24 protein-coding genes are annotated in these 23,602 nt (G+C 38.6%); 14 read left to right on the forward strand and 10 right to left on the reverse strand.

What is annotated here, in order from left to right:
* Window positions 1-1,425, forward strand: coding sequence for a chromosomal replication initiator protein DnaA (gene dnaA, locus ACLCDV_RS00005; RefSeq protein ID WP_046672557.1), 1,425 nt, complete (start codon window positions 1-3; stop codon window positions 1,423-1,425).
* A 151-nt stretch (window positions 1,426-1,576) separates the two neighbouring features.
* On the opposite strand, the gene ACLCDV_RS00010 is transcribed toward dnaA, so the two are convergent.
* From ACLCDV_RS00010 to ACLCDV_RS00040, 7 genes are all read right to left on the reverse strand, one after another.
* On the reverse strand, window positions 1,577-1,978 hold the full coding sequence (locus tag ACLCDV_RS00010; RefSeq protein WP_411972576.1) for a hypothetical protein: 402 nt from the start codon (window positions 1,976-1,978) through the stop codon (window positions 1,577-1,579).
* 64 nt (window positions 1,979-2,042) lie between these two features.
* The gene (locus ACLCDV_RS00015) at window positions 2,043-2,426 is read right to left on the reverse strand and encodes a hypothetical protein (protein WP_317668999.1); all 384 of its coding nucleotides are present in this window, start codon (window positions 2,424-2,426) and stop codon (window positions 2,043-2,045) included.
* A 306-nt stretch (window positions 2,427-2,732) separates the two neighbouring features.
* On the reverse strand, window positions 2,733-3,101 hold the full coding sequence (locus ACLCDV_RS00020; protein ID WP_317668998.1) for a hypothetical protein: 369 nt from the start codon (window positions 3,099-3,101) through the stop codon (window positions 2,733-2,735).
* A gap of 151 nt (window positions 3,102-3,252) precedes the next feature.
* Entirely contained in the window at window positions 3,253-4,302 is a 1,050-nt protein-coding gene (gene lpxK / locus ACLCDV_RS00025; protein WP_411972577.1) for a tetraacyldisaccharide 4'-kinase, read from the reverse strand.
* On the reverse strand, window positions 4,299-4,769 hold the full coding sequence (locus tag ACLCDV_RS00030; protein ID WP_411972578.1) for a gliding motility lipoprotein GldH: 471 nt from the start codon (window positions 4,767-4,769) through the stop codon (window positions 4,299-4,301). Before ACLCDV_RS00030 ends, lpxK begins: the two co-directional genes overlap by 4 nt.
* 52 nt (window positions 4,770-4,821) lie before the next feature.
* Window positions 4,822-6,198, reverse strand: a complete 1,377-nt coding sequence (locus ACLCDV_RS00035) for a stage 0 sporulation family protein (RefSeq protein WP_411972579.1) — start codon at window positions 6,196-6,198, stop codon at window positions 4,822-4,824.
* Window positions 6,199-6,204: 6 nt separating this feature from the next.
* Window positions 6,205-7,350, reverse strand: coding sequence for a hypothetical protein (locus ACLCDV_RS00040; protein WP_317668994.1), 1,146 nt, complete (start codon window positions 7,348-7,350; stop codon window positions 6,205-6,207).
* Between the two features lie 209 nt (window positions 7,351-7,559).
* Between ACLCDV_RS00040 and dnaN the strand changes: the two genes are divergently transcribed.
* The 9 genes from dnaN to ACLCDV_RS00085 all read left to right on the forward strand — a co-directional run bounded on the left by dnaN (window position 7,560) and on the right by ACLCDV_RS00085 (window position 14,766).
* Window positions 7,560-8,681 (forward strand): DNA polymerase III subunit beta, encoded by a 1,122-nt coding sequence (dnaN, locus tag ACLCDV_RS00045; RefSeq protein WP_088159749.1) that lies wholly within the window; start codon window positions 7,560-7,562, stop codon window positions 8,679-8,681.
* A gap of 13 nt (window positions 8,682-8,694) precedes the next feature.
* A complete protein-coding gene (locus tag ACLCDV_RS00050) occupies window positions 8,695-9,357 on the forward strand; it encodes a DedA family protein (protein WP_333576039.1) in 663 nt (220 codons plus the stop codon).
* Window positions 9,358-9,384: 27 nt separating this feature from the next.
* Window positions 9,385-10,032 carry a DedA family protein gene (locus tag ACLCDV_RS00055; RefSeq protein ID WP_333576037.1) on the forward strand — a complete coding sequence of 216 codons (648 nt, stop codon included), beginning with the start codon at window positions 9,385-9,387 and terminating at the stop codon, window positions 10,030-10,032.
* Between the two features lie 171 nt (window positions 10,033-10,203).
* Window positions 10,204-10,776 carry a CAP domain-containing protein gene (locus tag ACLCDV_RS00060; RefSeq protein WP_317668991.1) on the forward strand — a complete coding sequence of 191 codons (573 nt, stop codon included), beginning with the start codon at window positions 10,204-10,206 and terminating at the stop codon, window positions 10,774-10,776.
* Between the two features lie 84 nt (window positions 10,777-10,860).
* Window positions 10,861-11,736, forward strand: coding sequence for a YicC/YloC family endoribonuclease (locus ACLCDV_RS00065; RefSeq protein WP_411972580.1), 876 nt, complete (start codon window positions 10,861-10,863; stop codon window positions 11,734-11,736).
* Between the two features lie 2 nt (window positions 11,737-11,738).
* On the forward strand, window positions 11,739-12,308 hold the full coding sequence (gene gmk / locus ACLCDV_RS00070) for a guanylate kinase (protein ID WP_075990439.1): 570 nt from the start codon (window positions 11,739-11,741) through the stop codon (window positions 12,306-12,308).
* Window positions 12,309-12,312: 4 nt separating this feature from the next.
* Window positions 12,313-12,888 carry a nicotinate (nicotinamide) nucleotide adenylyltransferase gene (nadD, locus tag ACLCDV_RS00075; protein WP_075990440.1) on the forward strand — a complete coding sequence of 192 codons (576 nt, stop codon included), beginning with the start codon at window positions 12,313-12,315 and terminating at the stop codon, window positions 12,886-12,888.
* A 222-nt stretch (window positions 12,889-13,110) separates the two neighbouring features.
* A complete protein-coding gene (locus ACLCDV_RS00080) occupies window positions 13,111-13,866 on the forward strand; it encodes a hypothetical protein (protein ID WP_317668989.1) in 756 nt (251 codons plus the stop codon).
* Window positions 13,867-13,926: 60 nt separating this feature from the next.
* Window positions 13,927-14,766 (forward strand): formylglycine-generating enzyme family protein, encoded by an 840-nt coding sequence (locus ACLCDV_RS00085; RefSeq protein ID WP_411972581.1) that lies wholly within the window; start codon window positions 13,927-13,929, stop codon window positions 14,764-14,766.
* A gap of 26 nt (window positions 14,767-14,792) precedes the next feature.
* Here the strand turns inward: ACLCDV_RS00085 and ACLCDV_RS00090 are convergent, their stop codons facing one another.
* Genes ACLCDV_RS00090 through kduI form a run of 3 tightly spaced genes read right to left on the reverse strand, consistent with a single transcriptional unit; the run spans window position 14,793 to window position 17,531 of the window.
* Window positions 14,793-15,557 (reverse strand): SDR family oxidoreductase, encoded by a 765-nt coding sequence (locus tag ACLCDV_RS00090; protein ID WP_172840746.1) that lies wholly within the window; start codon window positions 15,555-15,557, stop codon window positions 14,793-14,795.
* A 5-nt stretch (window positions 15,558-15,562) separates the two neighbouring features.
* Window positions 15,563-16,684: a DUF4861 family protein gene (locus tag ACLCDV_RS00095; RefSeq protein ID WP_411972582.1), complete on the reverse strand. Its 1,122-nt coding sequence runs from the start codon at window positions 16,682-16,684 to the stop codon at window positions 15,563-15,565.
* A 1-nt stretch (window position 16,685) separates the two neighbouring features.
* Window positions 16,686-17,531, reverse strand: coding sequence for a 5-dehydro-4-deoxy-D-glucuronate isomerase (gene kduI / locus ACLCDV_RS00100; RefSeq protein WP_120335649.1), 846 nt, complete (start codon window positions 17,529-17,531; stop codon window positions 16,686-16,688).
* A gap of 552 nt (window positions 17,532-18,083) precedes the next feature.
* Here kduI and surE point away from each other — a divergent pair.
* The 4 genes from surE (at window position 18,084) to secA (ending at window position 23,597) form a co-directional block, all read left to right on the forward strand.
* Window positions 18,084-18,884, forward strand: coding sequence for a 5'/3'-nucleotidase SurE (gene surE / locus ACLCDV_RS00105; RefSeq protein ID WP_317668985.1), 801 nt, complete (start codon window positions 18,084-18,086; stop codon window positions 18,882-18,884).
* A complete protein-coding gene (locus tag ACLCDV_RS00110; RefSeq protein WP_317668984.1) occupies window positions 18,874-19,134 on the forward strand; it encodes a hypothetical protein in 261 nt (86 codons plus the stop codon). The genes surE and ACLCDV_RS00110 overlap by 11 nt, the downstream gene beginning before the upstream one ends.
* 48 nt (window positions 19,135-19,182) lie before the next feature.
* The gene (locus tag ACLCDV_RS00115) at window positions 19,183-20,052 is read left to right on the forward strand and encodes a menaquinone biosynthesis family protein (protein ID WP_411972583.1); all 870 of its coding nucleotides are present in this window, start codon (window positions 19,183-19,185) and stop codon (window positions 20,050-20,052) included.
* Between the two features lie 257 nt (window positions 20,053-20,309).
* Window positions 20,310-23,597, forward strand: a complete 3,288-nt coding sequence (gene secA, locus ACLCDV_RS00120) for a preprotein translocase subunit SecA (protein WP_317668983.1) — start codon at window positions 20,310-20,312, stop codon at window positions 23,595-23,597.
* The last annotated feature ends 5 nt before the right edge of the window (window positions 23,598-23,602 follow it).

Below are 23,602 nucleotides of genomic sequence, written 5' to 3' on the forward strand. Positions count from 1 at the left end.
ATGGAAAAAACGTATTCAAGTGTCTGGAATAATTGTCTTTCGATTATCAAAGATAATATACCAGCGCAAAGTTTCAAGACCTGGTTTGAACCTGTGAAAGCAGTCCGTTTGGAGGGTGACGTTTTGACTATTCAAGTGCCTAGCTTATTTTTTTATGAGTGGCTGGAAGAACACTATGTAGGAATTCTTCGTAAGACCGTAAAGAAATTTTTAGGAGAACAAGGTAGATTGGAATACAATATTGTAGTGGAGAAGTCTTCAGCTTCTCATCCCTATACGACTAATCTTCCATCGAATGGCAATGGAGCAGAAGGGAAAAGACAATCTATTCCTGTACCGGTATCTTTAAATAGAGATATCAAAAATCCATTTGTTATTCCTGGATTGAAAAAATTGCAGGTTGATCCGCAATTGAATCAAAACTACACATTCGAAAATTTTATCGAAGGTGAATGTAATCGTCTTGCTCGTTCAGCAGGTTATGCTGTAGCGAATAAGCCAGGTGGTACTTCATTCAACCCTTTGATGATTTATGGTGATGTTGGTTTGGGAAAGACACACCTTGCCCAAGCAATCGGGAATGAAATCAAGAGAAATCTTCCCGATAAACTGGTCATTTATGTGTCTTGTGAGAAATTCTGTCAGCAGTTTGTGGATTCATTGAAAAATAATACAATCAATGATTTCGTTAACTTTTATCAGGCAATGGATGTCATCATTATGGATGATGTACATAACTTTGCCGGTAAAGAAAAAACACAGGATATTTTCTTCCATATTTTTAATCATTTGCATCAATCTGGAAAGCAAATTATTTTGACTTCAGACAAAGCACCTAAGGATTTAGCTGGTTTGGAGGAACGTTTGCTTAGTCGTTTTAAATGGGGATTATCTGCAGATATTCAGATTCCTGATCTTGAGACGAGAATGGCAATTTTGAAGAAGAAGATGTATTCCGATGGTATTGATTTACCTGAAAATGTAGTGGAATACGTCGCAACACAGATCGATAACAGCGTTCGTGAATTGGAAGGAGCCATGGTTTCATTATTGGCTCAGTCTACTTTGAACAAAAAAGAGATCGATTTGGGCTTGGCAAAATCGATGTTGAAGAATTTTGTGAAGAATACCCATAAGGAAATTTCAATGGACTTTATTCAAAAATTAGTCTGTGAATATTTTGAAGTTCCTGTGGATATGGTTAAATCGAAAGTTAGAAAGCGTGAAATCGTGCAGGCCAGGCAAATTTCGATGTACTTAGCAAAAGCACATACCAAATCTTCACTGAAATCGATCGGAGCATTCTTCGGAGGAAGAGACCACTCGACAGTCATTTATGCCTGTCAAACCGTAGAGGATTTAATTGAAACTGACAAGAAATTTAAAACTTATGTAAGTGACATTATGAAAAAATTAAAATCTTAATGTCAATTATCGTAAGCAAAGCACTAAAAGGGCTGTCCATATTACTTGGACAGCCTTTTTTAATGTATTTAAGGCCCTGTAAGGCATAAAAAAGCCTCTGGGCATGCATTGCATGTCCAGAGGCTTTTCATTCGTTCTCGAATGATTATTGTTATTGATTGCTCTGTCCGTTACCGGATTCTTTTTGTTCTGTTGTTTCTTGCGTTGCCGGAATATTTACCGGAGGTCGCTCAGTAACATATTTCTGATAAGCTGTCTTTTGTTCATCTGTTAGCAACTGAGCTATTTTAGTATCTGATTCACCTTGAATTTTGGATATGCTTTCCTTTTTGCCATCTGCTGTAGCTGTCGTGTCCTGAATAACGGCTGCAATAGCCTTTTCTTGATCCAATACGATTGTTGATACCGCAGTTTTCTGCTCGTCATTTAATGTCAGCTTTGTAACTAATTCAGTCACTACCTTTGTTGCATTTTCTTCCGGTGTTGTTTGTTGTGCAAATGTTAGGCTCATCGCTAGGAAGAAACCTATGCCTGCTAAAAATAACTTTTTCATGATGTTCAATTTTAGATGAAATTATTCAATGTTTTTCTGCTACTTAATTTTACGTTGTTGTCGATTATTGACCAGATTCAGTTTTCGTAGGCTCAGCTGCGGTCGGCACAGCTTTAGCTGGTCTTTCAGTGATCACTTTTTGATAAAGCGATTTCTGATCTTCAGTAAGTAATTGACTGACTTTGGTATCTACTTCAGTCTGTAGCTTATGAAGTGCTTCACTTTTTGCTTGGGCAGAAGATCCACTATCTTTTACTATCGTCTGTTCTGCTTTTGCCTGATCCAATAGAATGGTCGATACCGCAGTTTTTTGCTCATCATTCAGATGTAGTTTCTGTACAAGTTCGGTCGTTGCTTTAGCTGCGACTTCCTCTGGAGTGCCCTGTTGGGCAAATGTCAGGCTGAGTGCCAAACAAAATCCGATTCCTGTTAAAATTAGCTTTTTCATATCTATTGTATTTAAAAAGTTACAATTAAACGATCTTGCTATAAAAACTAAGGAAAGGGTGTTTATATTGTATCAACTATGTTACTTTAACAAAGTTTTAACATTAACGAATTGTTATTCATGTGGATATGGGCTTTTATAGATGCGTGAATGCAATAACTTCGATGCTATTATTCACATTTATGCTGTTAATAAGCTCCATAAAGTTAGATGAGCTAACTGCTGATGACAGCGCCAGAATCAAATTGAAGGGGAAATAGAAAAGCCCTTGTAAATAATACAAGGGCTTTTCTAAAGTAGTTTTAATTAATTGTCGGAACGTTTAGACATTCTTTCCTTCATTTTTTCCTGTTGTTCATCAAATAGCTTAGCTTGGTCAGCGGTAAGCCATGATTTGATTTTGGTTGTTTGTATTTCCTGAAGCTGTTTATATTTTTCCATGTTCGCTTTTCGATCTCCCCCCTCATTTCGAAGTGCAGCCCGTTGTTGAGCCTGACTTAAGGTAAGGTTATAGATCGAATCTTTTTGCGTTTGATTGAGGCTTAATAATTTGTCTAAATGCTCTACGCGCATTTTAGCTTGTTCTTCAGGACTACGTTGCTGACGTTGTTGGGCAAAAACTCCTGTAGCACTTAAAAATAGACAAGCTACTGCCATTAAAATTTTCTTTTTCATCTTTGTATAGTTTATATCATGAGTGCCGAATATCGGGTATACACTCAATTTGTTCATGATAGACAGAGCGAAAACTTCTGAGATTCTCTGTTTACATATAGAATATAAATTTGATGAAAAAGTTTAGTATAGTATCTGATCTTAACAAAATTTAAGGTTGATTAACACTTTGAGCCACTGCATCATATAGCCTTTCATGGAATATTTCCTGTTGGATAGGGTCGTGAAATTGAAGACCGATCGGTAGATAAGCCAAATCAATTGCTGTAAATTGCTGTTTAAAAGGTTTTAATCGCTGAAAGTCCTTTTCAGTTGTCAATACGATCTTGTTGCTACTTGCCAGATTGTGGTAAGATTTTGCAATTTGATTGATATCCGATTCAGTAAAAGAATGATGATCTCCAAAGGAAATGTGTTGGATTGAATTGGCTTTGTTTTGGAGATAATCTACTAAGGGTTGAGGTTTAGCAATACCGGTAACCAAAATAATGTCTTTGCCTTTGATATCGATTAGACTTCCTTTACTATTGATGGGTTCAAGATAGTCGATATAGCTAAATACAATTAAAGCTTCTTTGTTATAATACCTGATTTTGTTTTCTATCCGTTTTTTTTCTTCGGTCGAAAGATCAATAGGACATTTCGTAATTACTATGATCTGTGCTCGTTTGGCCTCCATCAGGAGATCCCTAAAGTTTCCTGTGGGAAATACGAGCATAGGTTGAGAAAATGATAAAAAATCAAATAATAATATATTGAAAAGAGGTGATAATTTTCGGTGTTGATAAGCGTCATCCAGAATAATAAGTTGATGAGTTGACTGAAGTTTTTCAATTCCAGTACAACGATCCTCACAAACTGCAACAGTGACAGCCGGAAATTTATTTTTGAACTGCAAGGGCTCGTCACCGACGTCCGTGGCCGATGAATCCGTCTGTACCAAAAAGAAACCTTTGGTGCTACGTCCATATCCTCGACTGAGTATTGCCGTTTTAAACTGACCTTTAAGGCTGGATACCACAAATTCTGTCATTGGGCTTTTTCCTGTCCCACCAACGGCAAGATTTCCTATTACTACAGTTGGAATGTCAAAAGACCGCGATGGAAGCAGCTTAAGATCATATAATCGATTTCTTATCCACACCACAAGGGCGTAGATGATGGTAAAAGGAAATAATAGATATCGTAATAAGCGTATCATTTTGGAACAATGGTTAACCCTACGTCTGTGATTTCTTTCAACGGATTTTCTTTCATGTTCTGTTCGATGGAAATCGTATAAATTCCTGTATCCGGAAATAGGTAATCTTTATGGATGATGGATTGATTGTTATACAAGCTACCGGAGGATTTTCCTATCCATTTTCCATCCGATCGGGCCATTTTTATTTCTTTACGAAAAGTATATTGCTTTTTACCTGGGCCTCGTTGGTAAATAAGTACAAAAAGATTGGAAAAAGCATATTCCGGTGTATGACGGACATCCATCAATACATCATATCGTTTGGTATTGTCGCCGATATGAAATTGAAAACTAGGCGGTGATGTATTCAGCCAAGCTTTATTATCAATGGGTTTATTTTCATTTATGACAAAAGTTTGGTCACAAGAACACCCTATGCCGATACATAACAAACCAATAAGGAGAGGAGAGCTTTTGAGTTTCATGTTTATTTATAAAAAGAATATGCCTAATGGGTTAAAATTAGGCATATTTTTTTTATTCTGCTTTCGGTGCAGCATTGTTGTTATTACCTTTGTTTTTATTCCGATGGCGATTGAAGCGCTTTTTGGGTCTGTTATTAGATCCTTCTTTATTCTCTTTATTCGCGGCCGAAGCTGCGGCATCGGTCGAAATCTGAGGTTTAGTACTTTGTCTAGGTGTACTTTGTTCGGACTTCTCAGTTTTTTGTCCAGCCTTACTTTCAGGTTTGACCGTATTGCTTTTGGATTTTCTTTTTTTCTTTCGTTTATTCCGGTCATCAAGTCGAGTTAAGCTATCTTGTCCGACTACATTTTCGTAATCGTAATTGATATTTTTCTCTTCTCTGACTTCATCGTTATCTACTGCACTCGAAATTGCTTCCGGTTTGATCCCCTGTTTATTCATATCGACAAGCTCTTTAACTTGTTGAACAGGCAATGCAATCCAGTTTTCTGCTCCAGGAAAAGAGAACCACATCATTTTCTTGAAAATATCGGTCTTTTGAAGATAAGCAACCCCTTTTAGCGTTTCGATGCGGTCGATATTATTCGGGATGTCTTTTAAAGCATCCATGTAACTATCTAATTCATAATTGAGACAGCATTTTAATTTACCGCATTGTCCCGCTAGCTTTAACGTATTCAAAGAAAGATTTTGATAGCGTGCTGCCGACGTGGATACTGTTTTGAAATCCGTTAACCAGGTTGAACAGCAGAGTTCGCGGCCACAGGAACCGATTCCACCGAGGCGGCTAGCTTCTTGTCGCATACCGATCTGGCGCATCTCAATGCGTATTCTGAAAGCTTCGGCCATTTTTTTGATAAGCTCACGGAAATCCACGCGGCCCTCAGCAGTGTAGTAGAAGGTAGCCTTGGTTTTATCACCCTGGTAGTCAACATCAGAAATCTTCATGGACAAACCTAGGTCCAAAGCCAGTTTACGTGCTTTGTGCATCGTTTCCCATTCGAGATCTTTTGCTGCGTTATACTTCTCTACATCCACTTCATTGGGCTTCCGATAGATTTTTTTAGTTACCATCTCTGGGGTAACATTGTTCTTTTTTAATTGTAGTCTGACCAATTCACCCGTTAAGGAGACATGTCCGACATCATAGCCACCAGTAGAAGGTTCTACAACGACCATTTCCCCCATTTCAAGGTAGGTATTGTCTACATTAATAAAGAAATCTTTTCGTGATCCCTTGAATCGTACTTCGACGATATTAAATGGTTTATAGTTTGAAGGCATATCCATGTCGGAAAGCCAGTCATATACATCTAATTTATTACATCCGCTAGTCATGCAAGAGCCATTGTTCTGACATCCTGCCGGTGTACCATTTGTCGTGGTAGTACCGCAACCTCCGCCGGATGAGCAACTGCCACATCCCATAGTTTTCTATATTATATATTGAGTTCCTTTCGGAAACGTTTTGTACTTGTATATTAATGTTAACTGCAAAGATAAATCTAAAAATAATATTTTGGGATTTGCATTTCTTTCTACAAAATAATGTGTTTCCTCAAATAGATTTATTGTTGCTTCAATTTGTTCAACGGTATAGTGTACGGCAAATTTTTGGACAAAATCCAATTCTTTGGCCGGTAAGAACACTAAGCTGGAAAGACCTTCTTTGATTAATATAATCTGACGCATCATATTAATTGCATAAAAAAGAAAGCTTTTTTGGTTTTCTCGCCCCATTTTTGAGAGCTCTTCTTCTACCAGGGAAATCATATTGGTCCCTGCGTCCGAAACGATAAAGCGCAGCCAGTTTACCAAAATGCCAAAATGATTATTTGTCTGCGCGTGCAATAGGTTATTTGCTTCCTGGAGATTTCCATCTGCAATAAAAGCAATCTCTGATGCCTCTTCATCCGAAAGTTGATGTGCCGTTTTTAAGTACTGCGTGACCTCACCATGATCCAGCTTCTTTATTTTGACCAATTGCGTACGTGATATGATTGTATTTAATATTTTGTCCTGATTTTCTGCAACCAGAATAAAGAGCGTTTTTTCGGGTGGTTCTTCGATTAACTTTAACAGCGCATTACCTTGTGTGTCCAGGTATTCGGGAAGCCACATAATTAAAACCTTATATTCAGCTTCGAAGGATTTGAGGCTTAATTTCTTGATGATCGCATGGGCTTCAGCGATATTGATATTGACCTGTTTGTTGTCCGCATCCAATTGATTGCGCCAATATTCCAATCCCATATACGGATTAGATAAAAAAGATTTTCGCCAGCTGTCCGCATAATCGGATGCCGTATCTTCCTTATGTTTGGCTATGAAAGGATAGGACATGTGGAGATCGGGATGGATCAGCTTATTATATTTTCGACAAGAGGGGCATTCGCCACAACTGTCGGTTGACTGTCGGTTTTCACAATTCAAAAACTGTGCATAAGCATAGGCTAATGCAAGGCTGCCGGAGCCCTCTGGACCAAGAAATAATTGCGCATGACTCACACGATTTTCATGAACCGTGCGAACTAAATGTTCTTTGATGTCTTTGTGCCCAATGATCTCTTTAAACTGCATACACTACTGCTATTATACAAATGTAATAAATATTGTGATTTATCGGGCCGAATTTGCTTTCTATACTTTTGGCGCTGTGCTTATTAATTGAAATACAATTGCTTATTTGAGCGATCGAAATCTCTTTATGTGGAAAGAAAGCGGCCTGTAAAACTGAAAAATATTGATTAATTTGTGTATTATTGCACATAATAATTAGTATTCAGGAAATGAGATTCATTGTATCAACATCAATTTTATTAAAGCAGTTACAAGCTATCAATGGCGCATCCAGTACAAGTACTGTTTTGCCTATCTTGGAAAACTTTCTTTTTGAAATAAAAGACAATAACTTGACTATTTCTGCTACGGATCTGCAAACAAGTATGGTTACTTCTTTACAGATCGAAGCAAAAGAAGAGGGAAGAGTAGCCATGCCTTCGAAGATTTTGATCGAGACGTTAAAAACCTTACCAGATCAGCCAGTAGCATTTTCAGTAGATATGAATACCTTGGCTATTGAGATCAGTGCAGGTGATGGAAAATATAAGTTGAGTGGAGAAAATGCCGACGATTTTCCTAAAATTCCTTCAATCGATAACGGGTCAGTTATTCAGATGCCAGCTCCTATTTTGTCAGAAGCGATCAGTAAAACGATCTTTGCTGTCAGTAACGACGAATTGAGACCGGCGATGTCTGGTGTTTTGGTGCAATTAGCTGAAAAGAATGTGACTTTTGTCTCTACCGATGCACACAAGTTGGTGCGTTATTCGAGAACTGATATTGGTGCTGAAAAACCAGCATCACTTATTTTGCCGAAAAAGGCACTTTCATTGCTCAAATCGTCGCTACCATCCGATGATGTTACAGTATCGATAGAATATAATCAAACCAATGCGTTCTTTAGCTTTGGCAATATTAATTTGATCTGTCGTTTGATTGATGAACGTTACCCAGATTATGCTGCTGTAATCCCTCAAGTCAACCCTAACAAGTTAACTGTAGATCGATTATTGTTTTTAAATACCTTGAGACGGGTGGTGATTTTTGCTAATAAAACAACCCATCAGGTTCGTCTGAAGATCTCAGGAAGTGAATTGCATATCTCTGCAGAAGATTTAGATTTCTCTAATGAAGCGCATGAACGCTTATCCTGTCAATTTGAAGGGGATGATATGGAAATCGGTTTTAACGCCAAATTCCTTGTGGAGATGTTAAATAACTTAGAGAGTGAAGAAGTTGTTTTGGAGATGAGTACGCCAAATCGTGCCGGTTTATTGATTCCGGCCGTATCTGAAGATCATGAAGATATTTTGATGTTGGTGATGCCTGTTATGTTAAACAACGCTTAATCTTCATCAGGGTTTGGAACTAATTACGCATCTTATAGACTTTATTCTCCATATTGATAAACATTTGGTTGAAATAGTCAATGATTATCAGACTTGGACGTACCTTATTCTGTTTCTTATTATTTTTGTAGAAACAGGAGTGGTTGTGATGCCTTTTTTACCAGGAGATTCATTGTTGTTCGCAGCGGGCATGCTAGCCGCACAACCAAATGATCTTAACGTATGGTTGATGATTTTCATTTTATTGGTAGCCGCGGTTTCTGGGGATTCTTTAAATTATGCTATTGGTAAGCATTTTGGTATGCGCCTAACGAAATTTAAGCTCTTTGGTAAGCAGGTAGTCAAAGATGAGCAAATTGCCAAGACTCATTCTTTTTATGAGAAATATGGCAGTAAAACAATCGTTATCGCTCGATTTGTACCTATCGTACGTACCTTGGCGCCTTTCGTTGGGGGGATTGGAAAGATGAATTATGGTACCTTCATTACGTATAATGTCGTAGGAGCTGTCTTGTGGGTGGGTGGTATAACCCTTGCAGGATACTTTTTAGGAAATATTCCAATTATCAGAGATAATTTCTCGAAGGTCGTATTGATCATTATTTTTATATCGATATTGCCAATAGTCGTCGAGCTTATTAAAGAAAAGATAAAAACTAAAAAGGGAGTCCAATAAGATTCCCTTTTTTTATAGATCAAAAAAATGGAAATCATTTCACAGTTTATTGATTTTATAGTGCATATCGATCAGCATCTTTTGCAACTGATCAATAGTTATGAAAACTGGACTTATCTGATTTTGTTTTTAATCATCTTTGCGGAAACAGGATTTGTTGTTACACCATTCCTTCCTGGTGACTCAGTTTTGTTTGCCTTGGGTGCGATAATTGCGCATCCTGACTGTCAGCTTTCTTTGCTACTATTTATAGTCATCTTAGTTTTTGCTGCTATTTCCGGGGATTTTGTGAATTATGAAATTGGCAAATATGTTGGAATCCATGTTTTTAAGCCGGGATCAAGGATATTTAAGCCGACTTACTTACAAAGAACACAGGATTTTTATGCAAAACATGGAACAAAAACCATTATTTATGCGCGATTTGTGCCCATTGTTCGAACTTTTGCGCCATTTGTAGCCGGTATTGGTAAAATGCCCTACAGGGTCTTCGGAAAATATAATATAGTTGGCGGTGTAGTATGGGTTTCATTGTTTATGCTTGCAGGTTATTTTTTTGGACAGCTGCCATTCTTTAAGCATAATTTCTCCCTTGTTATTTTGGCCGTTATCTTTATTAGCCTAATACCCATGCTTATACAGTTTCTGACTGCAAATAAATCAAAAAAAGATTAAACGCTGCATACTAAATATCGTCTTTTAGGGTTAAAGGATTGATACGAAATATTCCTATTGAAAAAGTACAGGCACTCTGCCCAAATGTAGTTTGGACGCGATAAAATTGAGTTAAGTGGGCAAGATCGTCTGGATATTTCGTAAGGTCATTGAAGAAGAGATTATTTACGTATGAACTATTTGGTTTTAGCATTTACCCTGCTTTTTACACAGTCTATTTTCGCCCAACGTGTGGTTGTTGATCATGGTCAAGCCATCGAGGCCTATGAGCTATTGAACAAAATTCGTACAAATCCCGAAAAGTATAAGAAGGAACTGAAGCTTTTTAATCTACAGAAGATTAAACGAACCAAGCTCAATTGGAATAAACAGTTGGCCGAGGTTGCGGTTTATCGTGCAAAAGATATGGCTAAACGTTCTTATTTTGACCATGTCTCACCTGAGGGCTATGGACCTAATTATTTCATTGACGAGGCAGGATATCAGCTTAATCCGGCATGGCTGTCCAAACGAAATGCAAACAATTTTGAGTCCATTGCGGCCAACCGATCCAGTGCTACCGCTGGCATTAAGGCCTTGATTATCGGAAAGGAAGCTCCGGGTTATCATCATCGTACCCATTTATTGGGCATGGATCAGTGGAACGCTTCGCTATATGATATTGGGATTGGTTATGTTGAATGCAAAGGTGCCAAACCTTATGAAAGTTACTTAGTAGTTATCATCGCCAAACACGATTGGTAAATAAAAAGAAAGGTAATTTGGCGAGTATCAGCAATTAATCGATACAGTGTATTTAATTTTTACTGAAAAGTCATACCTTTGCATATGATAAAATCCATGACAGGATATGGCACAGCTTCCGCTGATAACGGTAAAGTTAAATATAGTGTCGAAATAAAGTCCTTAAATTCAAAATTCCTTGAATTAAATCTTCGTTTGCCCAAAGTTGTTTCGGACAAAGAATTAACCCTGCGTACTGAAAGTAGCAAACTTATTGAACGTGGTAAAGTTAACATGAATGTAACGGTTGAATACACGGATCAAACTGCGAAGGCGTCTTCCATTAATGCTGATTTACTCAAAAAATATTATAGTCAATTGCAGCAGATTGCTGTAGAACTCAACGATACGAATGTCAACCTGTTTGAACTCGCATTAAATATGCCTGAGGTAATCACGAACAATGATGATTCAGTTGATGATGAGGAGTCTAAGGTATTGATGGATGCTTTTTATGATGCCGTCAAACGTTTTAATACATTTCGTGAAGATGAGGGAACTGTACTTGCTGGAGACTTAAAAAAGCGGGCTGAGCTTATTTTAGTTTACCTTGCTGAGGTAGAGGCTTTGGAAGTAGAACGTATACCTTTGATCAGACAGCGTATCGAGCAATTTTTGAATGATACGGTTGGTAAAGAAAATGTCGATCAAAATCGATTTGAGCAGGAACTGGTTTACTACATCGACAAATTGGATGTGACTGAGGAGAAAGTGAGATTGCGCGCCCATTGCAACTACTTTTTAAAAGCGTTTGATTCAGCCGATTCAAATGGTAAAAAATTAGGTTTTATCTCACAAGAAATGGGTAGAGAAATCAATACCCTTGGTTCTAAAGCCAATCATGCCGGAATCCAACAGATTGTGGTTAGAATGAAAGAAGAATTAGAAAAAATAAAAGAGCAATTGCTCAACGTATTATAAGGATGAGCGGTAAATTAATTATATTCTCGGCCCCATCAGGAGCGGGTAAAACAACCATAGTAAGAGATCTTTTAAGCAAACATGGCGATAAAATAGAGTTTTCCATTTCGGCGAGTACACGTGACCCTAGAGGACAGGAAGTAGACGGAAAAGATTATTATTTTATGTCAAAGGAGGAGTTTCTACATAAGGTCGCTAAACAGGAGTTCATCGAGTTTGAAGAAGTATATTCAGGAACATTTTACGGTACGTTGCGTTCAGAAATTGAACGTATTTGGAAAGAAGGTAAACATGTTATTTTTGATATCGATGTGGTTGGTGGACTACGTTTGAAATCAAAATTCCCAGAACAGGCAATTTCTATTTTCGTACAGCCACCATCATTGGAGGTGCTTAAGGAGCGTTTGACAGGGCGTGGAACGGATTCAGAAGAAAAATTGAAAGAACGTTTTGCCAAAGCTGAACTGGAACTTACCTATGCCAATAAATTTGATGTCATATTGAATAACTTTGATTTAGCTACTGCATGTGCCGAAGCTGAAGAAATTGTTATGGGATTTATCAATAAATAAGTCCATGCGAAAAATTGGTTTGTATTTTGGTTCTTTTAATCCGGTGCACATAGGGCACCTGATCATCGCTAATTATATGGCCAGTTTCACTGAATTGGATGAAGTTTGGTTTGTGGTCTCTCCTCAAAATCCATTTAAGAAGAAATCTACATTGGCAGATCCCTATGATCGTCTGGAGATGTTAAATCTGGCTTTGGAGGGTGCTGAACACCTGCGGGTAACAGATATTGAATTCCATTTACCAATACCGTCATATACGATAGATACACTCACTCATTTAAAAGCAAAATATCCCAATCGTGAATTTGTGCTCCTCATGGGAGAAGATAGTTTGGAATCTTTGGAAAAATGGAAAAATGCGGATATTATCTTACGTGACTACCAGATTTATGTCTACCCACGTCCTGGATATGATGGTGGAAAGCTTAAGGATCATCCTTCAATCACCATTACAGCTACACCACTGATGGAATTGTCTTCTACCTTTTTGCGAAAGGCAATCAAGGAAAATAAAAATATTCAATTTTTTGTACCGCAAAAGGTGATAGAGTTTATCGATAAGAAAGGTTTATATTCTTGATATCGACAAAAGTAAAAGAAATATAGTATCCCTGGGTTTTATTAAATCTGGGGATTTTTGTTAGGAGCAGAGGGTATTCATTACAAAAAGGAATTATTGTATGTAGAAATCATTGCAATTAGGAAAAGGCAGATCGGGGCGAAAGGGAGTTCTATATAATAAAGAGGAATAATTTTTGTAGCAGTAATTTCTTTATTTTTAAAAGATATTAAATCATACGATATGAAAAGGGGACTTTTATTTTTTATTTCTTTCCTGTGTTGGGCAGGTGTTTTTGCACAAACGAATTCGGAGGATGACGAGAGTCTTTTTATGGATCCTGCTGCTATCGAAATGCGGAACAAAATGACCATCCCGCCCTATGGTTTGGACAAAGTAAAGGCGTTAATCGCAAAAATAATCCCCGAAGAAGATAAAGAAACGACCGATGCTGGAACAAATGCAATTTCGGCTACTGATTTCAAAAAGCTGTCCCTGCGCGAAAAGTTTACCTATACCATGATTCACGCAGAATTATATGCACAGAATTGCGCTATACCTGAATACCAAACGCAGATCGACAAAAAAATCTTTGGCACCTTATTGGACGGTTTTAATGAGTCGTCCTGGTCGCAAAGACAGACCGATTTTTTGCAGGAGAATAGGGATTCAGTAATCAAACTTATCCAGGAATCTGTTATCCGAAGCAAACGGATGGGGGTAAATTATAAGCATGCCCTAGTGGAGCTCAACGGCTGGCAAATGATTCCTTTTATTATTGATTATGCCAAGAAGACGCCGAAAGACAAAGATGCCCTGACCTTATTGATGTTGCTGATGAAACGTGGTGAATATAGTGAATTTATAAAGTCTACGTCTTTTAAAAAGTTATATGGAGAAAATAGCAATTATTACTCCTATCTAAATTACAATAAAGAAAATGAGGCGCTGATCTTTAGTCGGGCGCTAAAATATTACGAAGAGAAAAAAAGTAAGTAGTGCAGTTGGATTTTTAGTATTCGAAACTTCAAATTTGTATTATAACAAACGGCAAGGAGAATGAGGAAGTTACTCTATTTAATAGGATTGATTGTTTTACATCTTCAATGTGAAGCCCAAGTTGGAAACTATATCCAGATTCCGGCCGGAGACTATCCTTTGGGTGATATAGGTAGTCTAGACAATCCAAAAAGAGTTGTAAAAGTTGAATCGTTTTGGATCGCTAAGTTTGAGCTAACGAATGCTGAATTTGAGAAATTCGTTCAAGCAACAGGCTATAAAACATTAGCAGAACGCTACCACAACGCCATGGTCTTTGAGCCTGGCTTGGCGGAGTTTCGTTGGCTACAGGATAGTACAGCCTATTGGCGCTTTCCGAATGGCGTAAGTCGTGGCGGCATTGAGGCTAAGATGGATCATCCTGTTACCTGTATCTCTTATAAGGATGTGCTGGCATATTGTACCTGGGCAAACTGTAGATTACCCTCTTTTGACGAATGGGAGGTGGCGGCCAGAGCGGGTAGCGAAGGCTATTATTTTGCAGGTTTCAGTAAAGAGAATATGGGTGAATATGCAAATGTATGGCATGGAAAAGATCATTTGAAAGCGGATTATTCTGATGGCTATCTGTATACTTCTCCTGTTGGAAAATTCAAACCCAATCCATGGGGGCTTTATGACATCTTTGGAAATGTCTTTGAATTTTGTACCGGAAAGCTTGAAAGAGATGGTGATCGCTCTATTGCCCATGCCCGAGGAGGCTCCTGGTGGTGTAGTAAAAATAGCTGTGCTGCTTTTAATACGGTATATATAGGTTCAGTTAGTCCCAATGCATCTTTTAGTAATCTGGGGTTTAGAATTGTAAAAAAAGTCTTTACCCCTTCGGATAAAGACTCTTAAAACAAACTCATCGTAAAGGTTGATTATTATCTTCCCATCCAACCACCATCCACAGTAAGGATGGTTCCATGTACATAGTCAGAAGCTTTTGAAGCGAGGAATACGGCTGGCCCCTTAAAATCTTCTGGAGTTCCCCAGCGACCTGCAGGTATACGGTCCAAAATGGACTTAGAGCGTTCAGGGTCGTCCCTAAGTGCCTCGGTATTATCCGTGGCGATATATCCTGGAGCAAATCCGTTTACGTTGACACCTTTGGAAGCCCACTCATTCGCAAAAGCCTTTACTAAAGATCCTACAGCACCTTTCGAAGCGGCGTATCCCGGAACATTGATACCACCTTGGAAAGTTAACAAAGATGCTGTAAATACGATCTTTCCAGTTCCACGTGAAATCATGTCCTTTCCAATTTCACGTGTTAATATAAATTGCGCATTTTGATTGATCTCGATAATTTCATCCCAATATTCATCTGGATGCTCGGCAGCAGGTTTACGAAGGATATTTCCGGCATTATTAAACAGGATGTCAATCGTCGGATGCGCTGATTTTACTTTTTCGATAAATTTGTAAAGTTCTGTCCGTTTAGAGAAATCACACTGATAGGCATAGAAATTTTTGCCTAATGCTTTTACGGATTTTTCTACTGCAGAGCCTTCAGTTTCCAATGACGCTGAAACGCCGATAATATCTGCTCCGGCTTCAGCCAATGCTTCGGCAATTGCCTTGCCAATTCCTCTTTTGCAGCCTGTTACCAAGGCTACTTTCCCACTTAAGTCAAAAGATTGCAGTATGGACATTATTTTGAATATTTTATTGTTAATGGTTGATCTAAATTATTTTTAAATGTTTTTACATAAGATTGCCATTGCTCAAAACTACCTATTTTACCCGCTTTATTGAACGCAGCCCCCGCAAAATAAACCAGTGGTTTATCATTTTTGACGGTGGTTGCCAGTAAAAATTGTTTTGGACTATCTTTGAATACATATTTTACTTTTGGTAGAATAACCGCAGTTCCTGTAATTTTATCTCCTTCTGCAGGTTCCCAATACGCTAAAATGCCATTCTTTACATCATTTAGAATTTGATGTTTTTCCTCTTTTCTTTTAGCTATCCCCACAACAATTGGCGTAGAGGCAGAGGTTGCGTTTTTGATAGAATAGCTTATTTTGTTCAATTGACTCCCAGCATCTAAGGAAATGGTCTTTTCAACCTGTAGCTGCTGACCCTTTACATTCTCCGGTTCATAGATAAGTTTGAATGTGGAGCGTAGCGGACCATTGTCCAATACCTCGTATTGGCGATAATGCTTATGGTAAACAACCTGTTCGTCAATAAACGGAGTTGCATCGCCAACGCCCAAGGTTTGTCCAACGGAATAATAATCTAAGCCTTTGCCATGATCGGCATGATAATCCCCAGTTTTATACCATTCGTCAACAACAAGGTCATTGCTACGTTTTGCCCAGAAGTCAAAGCCCTGTGCATCTTCTGAGCTGCCTTCTAAAGCCTTTCCATAGGCTCTAAAAGCCGCAATATCGTTTTCCCATGCAAAGTCATCTTTGCGTTCGGGGACGTATCTTGCATAGGTCTTGGAAGCAATAGCTGTAGGTTTATTCCCATTAACACCAAAGGTTGTTGAACTTTTAGGAGCAACGGTTATTTGGATTAAAATATTTTGTGCCGTTGGTTTTCCAAGTTTCTCAAGCTGATAGGCGAGTTCCTTTTTATCCTTATCCACAATCGTAAATACACTGTTTTTTAACTCGAAGTGTTTCTCGAATGTTGCATAAGGGATACTGATCAACTCTGTTCTTGCGCTAGCGGAAGAGTTGTTTACAGTAATGGTTTTGTTGTTCTGCGCAAAAGCAAGTGTTGAAAGTCCTAGCGCTAAACTTAATACGAGTGTTTTTTTCATATTACTTCAATTCTGTGATGGCACATTTGTCCATATCGTCATAATCTAAATTTTCACCCGCCATCCCCCATATAAAGGTATAATTGGAAGTTCCAGCTCCAGAGTGAATTGACCATGGTGGAGAAATTACAGCCTGATCGTTGTGCATCCAGATATGGCGGGTCTCATCGATGGGTCCCATAAAATGTGATACCGCCTGTCCCTCTGGTAATTCAAAATAGAAATAGACTTCCATACGACGATCGTGGGTATGGGATGGCATTGTATTCCATACAGAACCCGGTTTTAACTCGGTCATTCCCATCTGTAATTGGCAGGTTTGTACCACTTTGTTCAATAACATCTGGTTGATCGTACGGTGGTTAGCTGTTTCCAATGAACCCAATTCTATTTTATTTGCATCTTCTTTCGTTACCTTTTTAGTTGGGTAGCTGCAATGTGCAGGAGTGGAGTTTAAATAGAATTTTGCGGGCTGTGCGGCGTCCTTGCTTGAAAAATAAACCTCTTGAGCACCCTGGCCGATATAAAGGGCTTCTTTGGTATTGAGATCATAAGTAATGCCGTCAACTTCAACTTGACCGTTCCCACCGACATTGATAATACCCAACTCTCTTCTCGAAAGGAAGTAAGGTTCTTTTAATAATGCGGGAATGGTATCTAATTTGATTTTTGAGCTTACAGGCATTGCTCCACCAGCCATATAGCGATCATAGTGGGTATAGACAAAATTAATTTTGTCTGCTTCAAAAACTGTTTCAATTAGAAAATTCTCCCTTAACCCTTGTGTATCTAAAGTTTTGTATTCCTTTGGCCCTATTGCATAACGGGATTCAAAATTAATGCTCATAACTGAATTATTATCTTTGTTTGTCTGTTTGAATGCTAAATTTAGGGCTAATATTTGTCAATAACGACACAATCTTACGCAAACGATGTCGTAGTGATCGGTGGTAAATCATACCCCTACCAAAATATACCTAATAACAATATTTAACCAATGTTTAGACAGTGAATAATCGGTATTTATTCAGTCGTTACTGAGCAAGCACTGAGCAAGCACTGAACGAGCACTGAACAAGCACTGAACAAGCACTGTTAAATCATATAACTTGGTTACCATCTTATTTCCGTTTGCTGCATCTAAACTCATCGATCATTTGCAGCTTCCCTGTGTTCGTTTGAACTCCTGTTTCGACAGTCGCTTAAGCCGTTTGTCATGTCCTAATGAGCGACCTTTACAGATAATAATTGCCTGTTGTGTCAATATTATTTACATCTCGGTTTCAGATTTACTAACTTCGTATATGGTAAAGAAGAAATCCTCATATTCTAAAAGCATACACACAGATGGAGAGCACTGAGGATTCCTGAAGACCTTTAAAAAAGAAATTATTTACATATGAAGCCCAATATTTTAGTTGTTAATGACGATGGTATCACAGCGCCGGGGATTAAGGTGCTATTGGAGGAGATGCAGAAAATCGGAAATGTAGTTGTCGTTGCTCCTGATTCGGCGCAATCTGGAATGGGGCATGCCATTACACTTGGTAGACCGCTACGTTTGGATAAAATCAATTTATATGAAGGGGTTGAAATGTATCAGTGTTCAGGAACACCGGTAGATTGTGTGAAACTTGCGGTGAATAAAGTTTTTAAAGGACAAAAGCCAGATATATGCGTCTCGGGAATCAATCATGGGCTCAACAATTCAATCAATGTGTTGTATTCCGGTACGATGTCTGCTGCGGTAGAAGGGGCTATTGAAGGGATTCCTTCTGTTGGTTTTTCGCTCGATAACTTTTCCCATGATGCGGATTTTAGCTATTGCAGACCTTACGTGATTTCTATTGCCGAGCAGGTGCTGGCGAATGGTCTTCCTAAAAACACATTGCTGAATGTTAATTTTCCGCAAACAGCAGGTTTTAAAGGTATTAAAATTTGTAGACAGGCTGGCGGGCATTGGGTAGAAGAATTTGATGAACGTATTGATCCACACAATCGCGATTATTATTGGACAACGGGTAAATTTGTCTTGCAGGACAGGGGGGAAGATACCGATAGTTTTGCATTGGCCAATGGTTACGTATCTGTCGTTCCGACACAGTTCGATATGACGGCACATCACGCTATCCCAGAATTGAATTCATGGAGCTTTGATCATCTGGGAAATACAAGGGGAGACGATAACCGTGAAAAATAAGCTCTGGATAGGATTGGGTATCGGTACTGTATCGCCAGTATTGGCTCATATTTTAGTACGTTTTACGGATCTCGAACTTCATTTTTTACCCGAGAAACCCATGGCTATCTATACCATAGCCGTATTGGTTAATTTAGTACTTTTACGTTTTGCGTATCGATCGGGGAATGATCATCTCGGAAAAGGAATTATTGCCAGTACTTTTTTGGCAATGATACTTTACCTGATCACGCATAGAATTACGGTTTGATTAAAATTCATAAATCCCATCTGACGGATGGGAAAAATTTTGTACAACATGAAATTAACATTAGGATTTTCTCCATGTCCAAACGATACATTTATTTTTGATGCATTGATTCATCATAAGATAGATACCAAAGGACTGGATTTTGAGGTGGAATATCAAGATGTGGAGACCTTGAACCTGAAAGCTTTTCAAGGCGATCTTGACATCACCAAGCTGAGCTATCATGCCTTTGCCTACGCGGTTGAAGATTATGAACTGCTCGATGCAGGTAGTGCTTTAGGATTTGGTGTAGGGCCTATGCTGATTACGAAGGATCCGAAATTAGCGAAATTACTTCAGCAAAAATTAGAAAGAGCTGAAAGCCTGGAGGGATTCGATCAACTGAAAGTGGGTTATCCAGGAAAATATACAACTGCTAACTTTTTATTAAGCTTGGCATTCCCCGAATTAAAAAATAAAGTAGAGCTTGTTTTTTCGGATATTGAGGGAGCCTTACTTGATGGATCCATTGATTTGGGATTGATTATTCATGAAAATAGATTCACCTACGCCGAAAAAGGACTGTATAAAGTCGTGGATCTGGGGGAGTACTGGGAGAAGACGACAAAATTTCCGATTCCTCTTGGCGGAATTGTCGTAAAACGTAGTTTGCCACAAGAGGTGAAGGATACGTTGAATACAATTTTAAAGGAAAGTGTAGAATTCGCATTTGCCAATCCGAAATCTGGACTTGAATTTATTCGTGCGCATGCACAGGAAATGAGTGAAGAGGTGATGTACAAACATATTGAACTTTACGTCAATAAATATTCAGTAGAGTTGGGGCTTGAAGGACGTGATGCGATTACGAAGATGTTTGAAAAGGCTCAGGAACTGGGATTCATTCCGCAATCAGACCAAAAGTTGTTTTTATCATAATCAGCTGACGGTTTAGAGGCATATATTATCCAGAAAAACTTCACGTAAAGGTAGCCTAATAGGGGATAAATATATATCGGATTCTTGCTGGCTGAAAGGAACTGACATTTTCAATAAAAATAACGTAAAAAAAATGGATGTAAGCTGTTAGATATCATATCTAATAACTAAATTTGCCCGATTAGTGTCAAATTGTCTGCAATTTTACTTTGGAGTCATTATTGTACAAAATCTTAAGTTGAGATAGAAAAAAAATTATGTTAAAGTTTTTAAGTAAATTATTTGGAAGTAAATCCGAGAGAGATATCAAGGGAATTCAGCCTGTGGTAGACCAAATCAAAGCTGAATATGAGAAGCTTTCAAATCTAACCAATGACGAGTTACGTGCCAAGACCGTTGATTTCAAAGAAAGAATTAAAAATTACCTAGCAGATATTGACCAAGAAATTGATACGCTTAAAAAAGAAGCGGATCAAGACGAGGACGATATGGCAAAGAAAACTTCTATTTACGAGCAAGTGGACAAATTGTCCAAAGACCGTGACAAGAAGTTGGAAGAGGTATTGAAGGATATTTTGCCGGAGGCATTTGCCGTGGTAAAAGAAACTTCAAGACGTTTGACAGAAAACGAAGAATTAGAAGTTACTGCCAACGATTTTGACAGAGAATTGGCTGTTTACAAATCAAACGTTATCATCAATGGTGATAAAGCGATTTGGAAAAACAAATGGATGGCTGCAGGTACGGAGGTCACTTGGAACATGGTACACTATGATGTCCAGTTAATCGGTGGTATTGTATTGCACAGCGGTAAAATTGCCGAAATGGCTACAGGTGAGGGTAAAACGTTGGTAGGAACATTACCGACCTATCTAAATGCGCTTTCTGGCCAAGGAGTACACATCGTAACGGTGAATGATTACCTTGCTCGTCGTGACTCGGAGTGGAATGCACCGTTATTTGAGTTCCACGGACTATCTGTTGACTGTATCGATAAACATCAACCAAATTCCCCGCAACGTCGTAAAGCTTATCAATCGGATATCGTATATGGTACGAATAATGAGTTTGGCTTCGATTATCTACGTGATAATATGGTTCAGACGCCAGACGCATTGGTGCAAGGAAAGTTACACTTTGCCATGGTCGATGAGGTTGACTCTGTATTGATTGATGATGCGCGTACACCATTAATTATCTCAGGTCCTATTCCTCGTGGCGATCAACACGAATTCTACCAATTAAAACCGCGTATCGAACGTTTGGTACATGTACAGAAAGCTTACATCAATACAGTCTTGAATGATGCTAAAAAAGCGCTGGCGGCAGGAGATTCTGATGTTGAAGGCGGAGGTTTAGCATTGTTAAGAGCTTATAGAGGTTTACCTAAAAATAAAGCATTAATCAAGTTCTTAAGCGAAGGTGCTAATCGTTCTATCTTACAAAAAGTAGAAAACTACTATATGCAAGAGCAAAATAAAAATATGCCGAAAGTAGATGCAGAACTTTATTTTGTGATTGATGAAAAGAATAATCAAGTAGAATTGACCGAAAAAGGTATCGAGTTGATTACAGCAACAGGTGAAGATCCTTCATTCTTTATTTTACCGGATGTTGGTACTGAGATTGCCGAAATTGAAAAGTCTGCTTTGACTTTGGAAGAAAAGGCAGCTCAGAAAGAAGACATGCTGCGCGATTATTCAATTAAAGCAGAGCGTATTCACTCGATTAATCAGCTGTTAAAAGCATATACCTTGTTTGAAAATGATGTTGAATATATCGTTGATGAAGGTAAAGTGAAAATTGTTGATGAGCAAACAGGTCGTATCATGGACGGCCGTCGTTACTCCGATGGTTTGCACCAGGCGATCGAAGCGAAAGAGAATGTGAAAGTAGAAGATGCAACACAAACTTACGCAACGATTACACTGCAAAATTACTTCCGCATGTACCATAAGCTTTCGGGTATGACAGGTACAGCGTCGACAGAGGCCGGTGAGCTTTGGGAAATTTATAAACTTGATGTTGTTGAAATTCCGACGAACCGTGGAATCCAACGCGATGACCGTCAGGATCTGATTTATCGTACGGCACGTGAAAAGTACAATGCAGTAGCTGAAGAAATCCAACGGTTGACAGAGCAAGGACGCCCGGTATTGGTTGGTACGACATCGGTTGAAATTTCGGAGTTATTGAGCCGTATGCTTCAATTGCGTAAGATTAAACATAATGTATTAAATGCGAAGTTACACCAAAAAGAAGCTGATATCGTAGCTGAAGCTGGACGCCCAGGACAAGTAACCATCGCAACGAACATGGCTGGTCGTGGTACGGATATTAAATTGACCGAAGAAGTTAAAAATGCTGGCGGTCTTGCAATTATCGGTACCGAAAGACACGAATCTCGTCGTGTTGACCGTCAGTTACGTGGTCGTGCAGGTCGTCAGGGAGACCCAGGTTCTTCGCAATTCTTCGTTTCTTTGGAAGATAACTTGATGCGTTTATTTGCTTCAGAGCGAATCTCTAACATCATGGTGAAAATGGGTGTTGAAGAAGGTGAAGTGATGCAACATAGTATGTTGACTAAATCCATCGAACGTGCACAACGTAAAGTGGAGGAGAATAACTTTGGTATCCGTAAACGTCTATTGGAATACGATGATGTCATGAATTCACAACGTACTGTAATCTATTCGAAGCGTAAAAACGCATTGTTTGGAGAACGTTTGGATGTGGATTTGAACAACATGATTTTTGATGTAGCTGAAGAAATTGTCGTTGAAGCAAAAGAGCAAGGTAACTATGAAGATTTCCAAATCGAAGTAATCCGTATTTTTGCGATTACACCAGAAATTACTGCGGAAGAATTTGCGCAAGGCAAAATTGAAGGCTTGACCGATCGTCTATTTGAGCATGCAATTAATGCTTACCACCATAAAATTGAAGCCGTTGGCGCTTTGACAGTTCCTGTATTGAATAATGTATATGCGGAAAGAGGTCAAATTGTCGAAAATGTCGTTATTCCATTTACGGATGGTATCCGTGGCATTCAAGTGTCGGCGAATTTGAAAAAAGCGATCGAAAGCAACGGTAAAGAAGTTTTCAAATCTTTTGAAAAAGGAATCGTATTAGCATTAATCGACGAGGCTTGGAAAGAGCACTTGCGTGAAATGGATGATTTGAAACAATCCGTTCAAAATGCTGTTTATGAACAAAAGGATCCGATTATCATTTATAAAATGGAGGCATTTGATTTGTTTAAATCGATGTTAGCTTCCATGAATAAAGATGTCGTTAGCTTTATTTTCAAAGGAGAGATTCCAGGTCAAGAACCGACTTCTATGCAAGCGAGACAAGTACAGCAGGCGCCAGTGAAAACTGTTGAAAGCAAAGCTGAATTGGCTTCGCCTACAGGTGTAAGTGAAGAGGATGTGAATGAGGGTGCAAAAGAACCTGTCCGTAATGAGAATACTGTGGGACGCAATGACGAATGTCCTTGTGGTTCAGGAAAAAAATATAAAAATTGCCACGGCGCAAATAACTAATCGAT

It is taken from the genome of Sphingobacterium sp. Lzh-3 (assembly GCF_046764375.1).
In the GTDB taxonomy this organism is placed as follows: Bacteria; Bacteroidota; Bacteroidia; order Sphingobacteriales; family Sphingobacteriaceae; genus Sphingobacterium.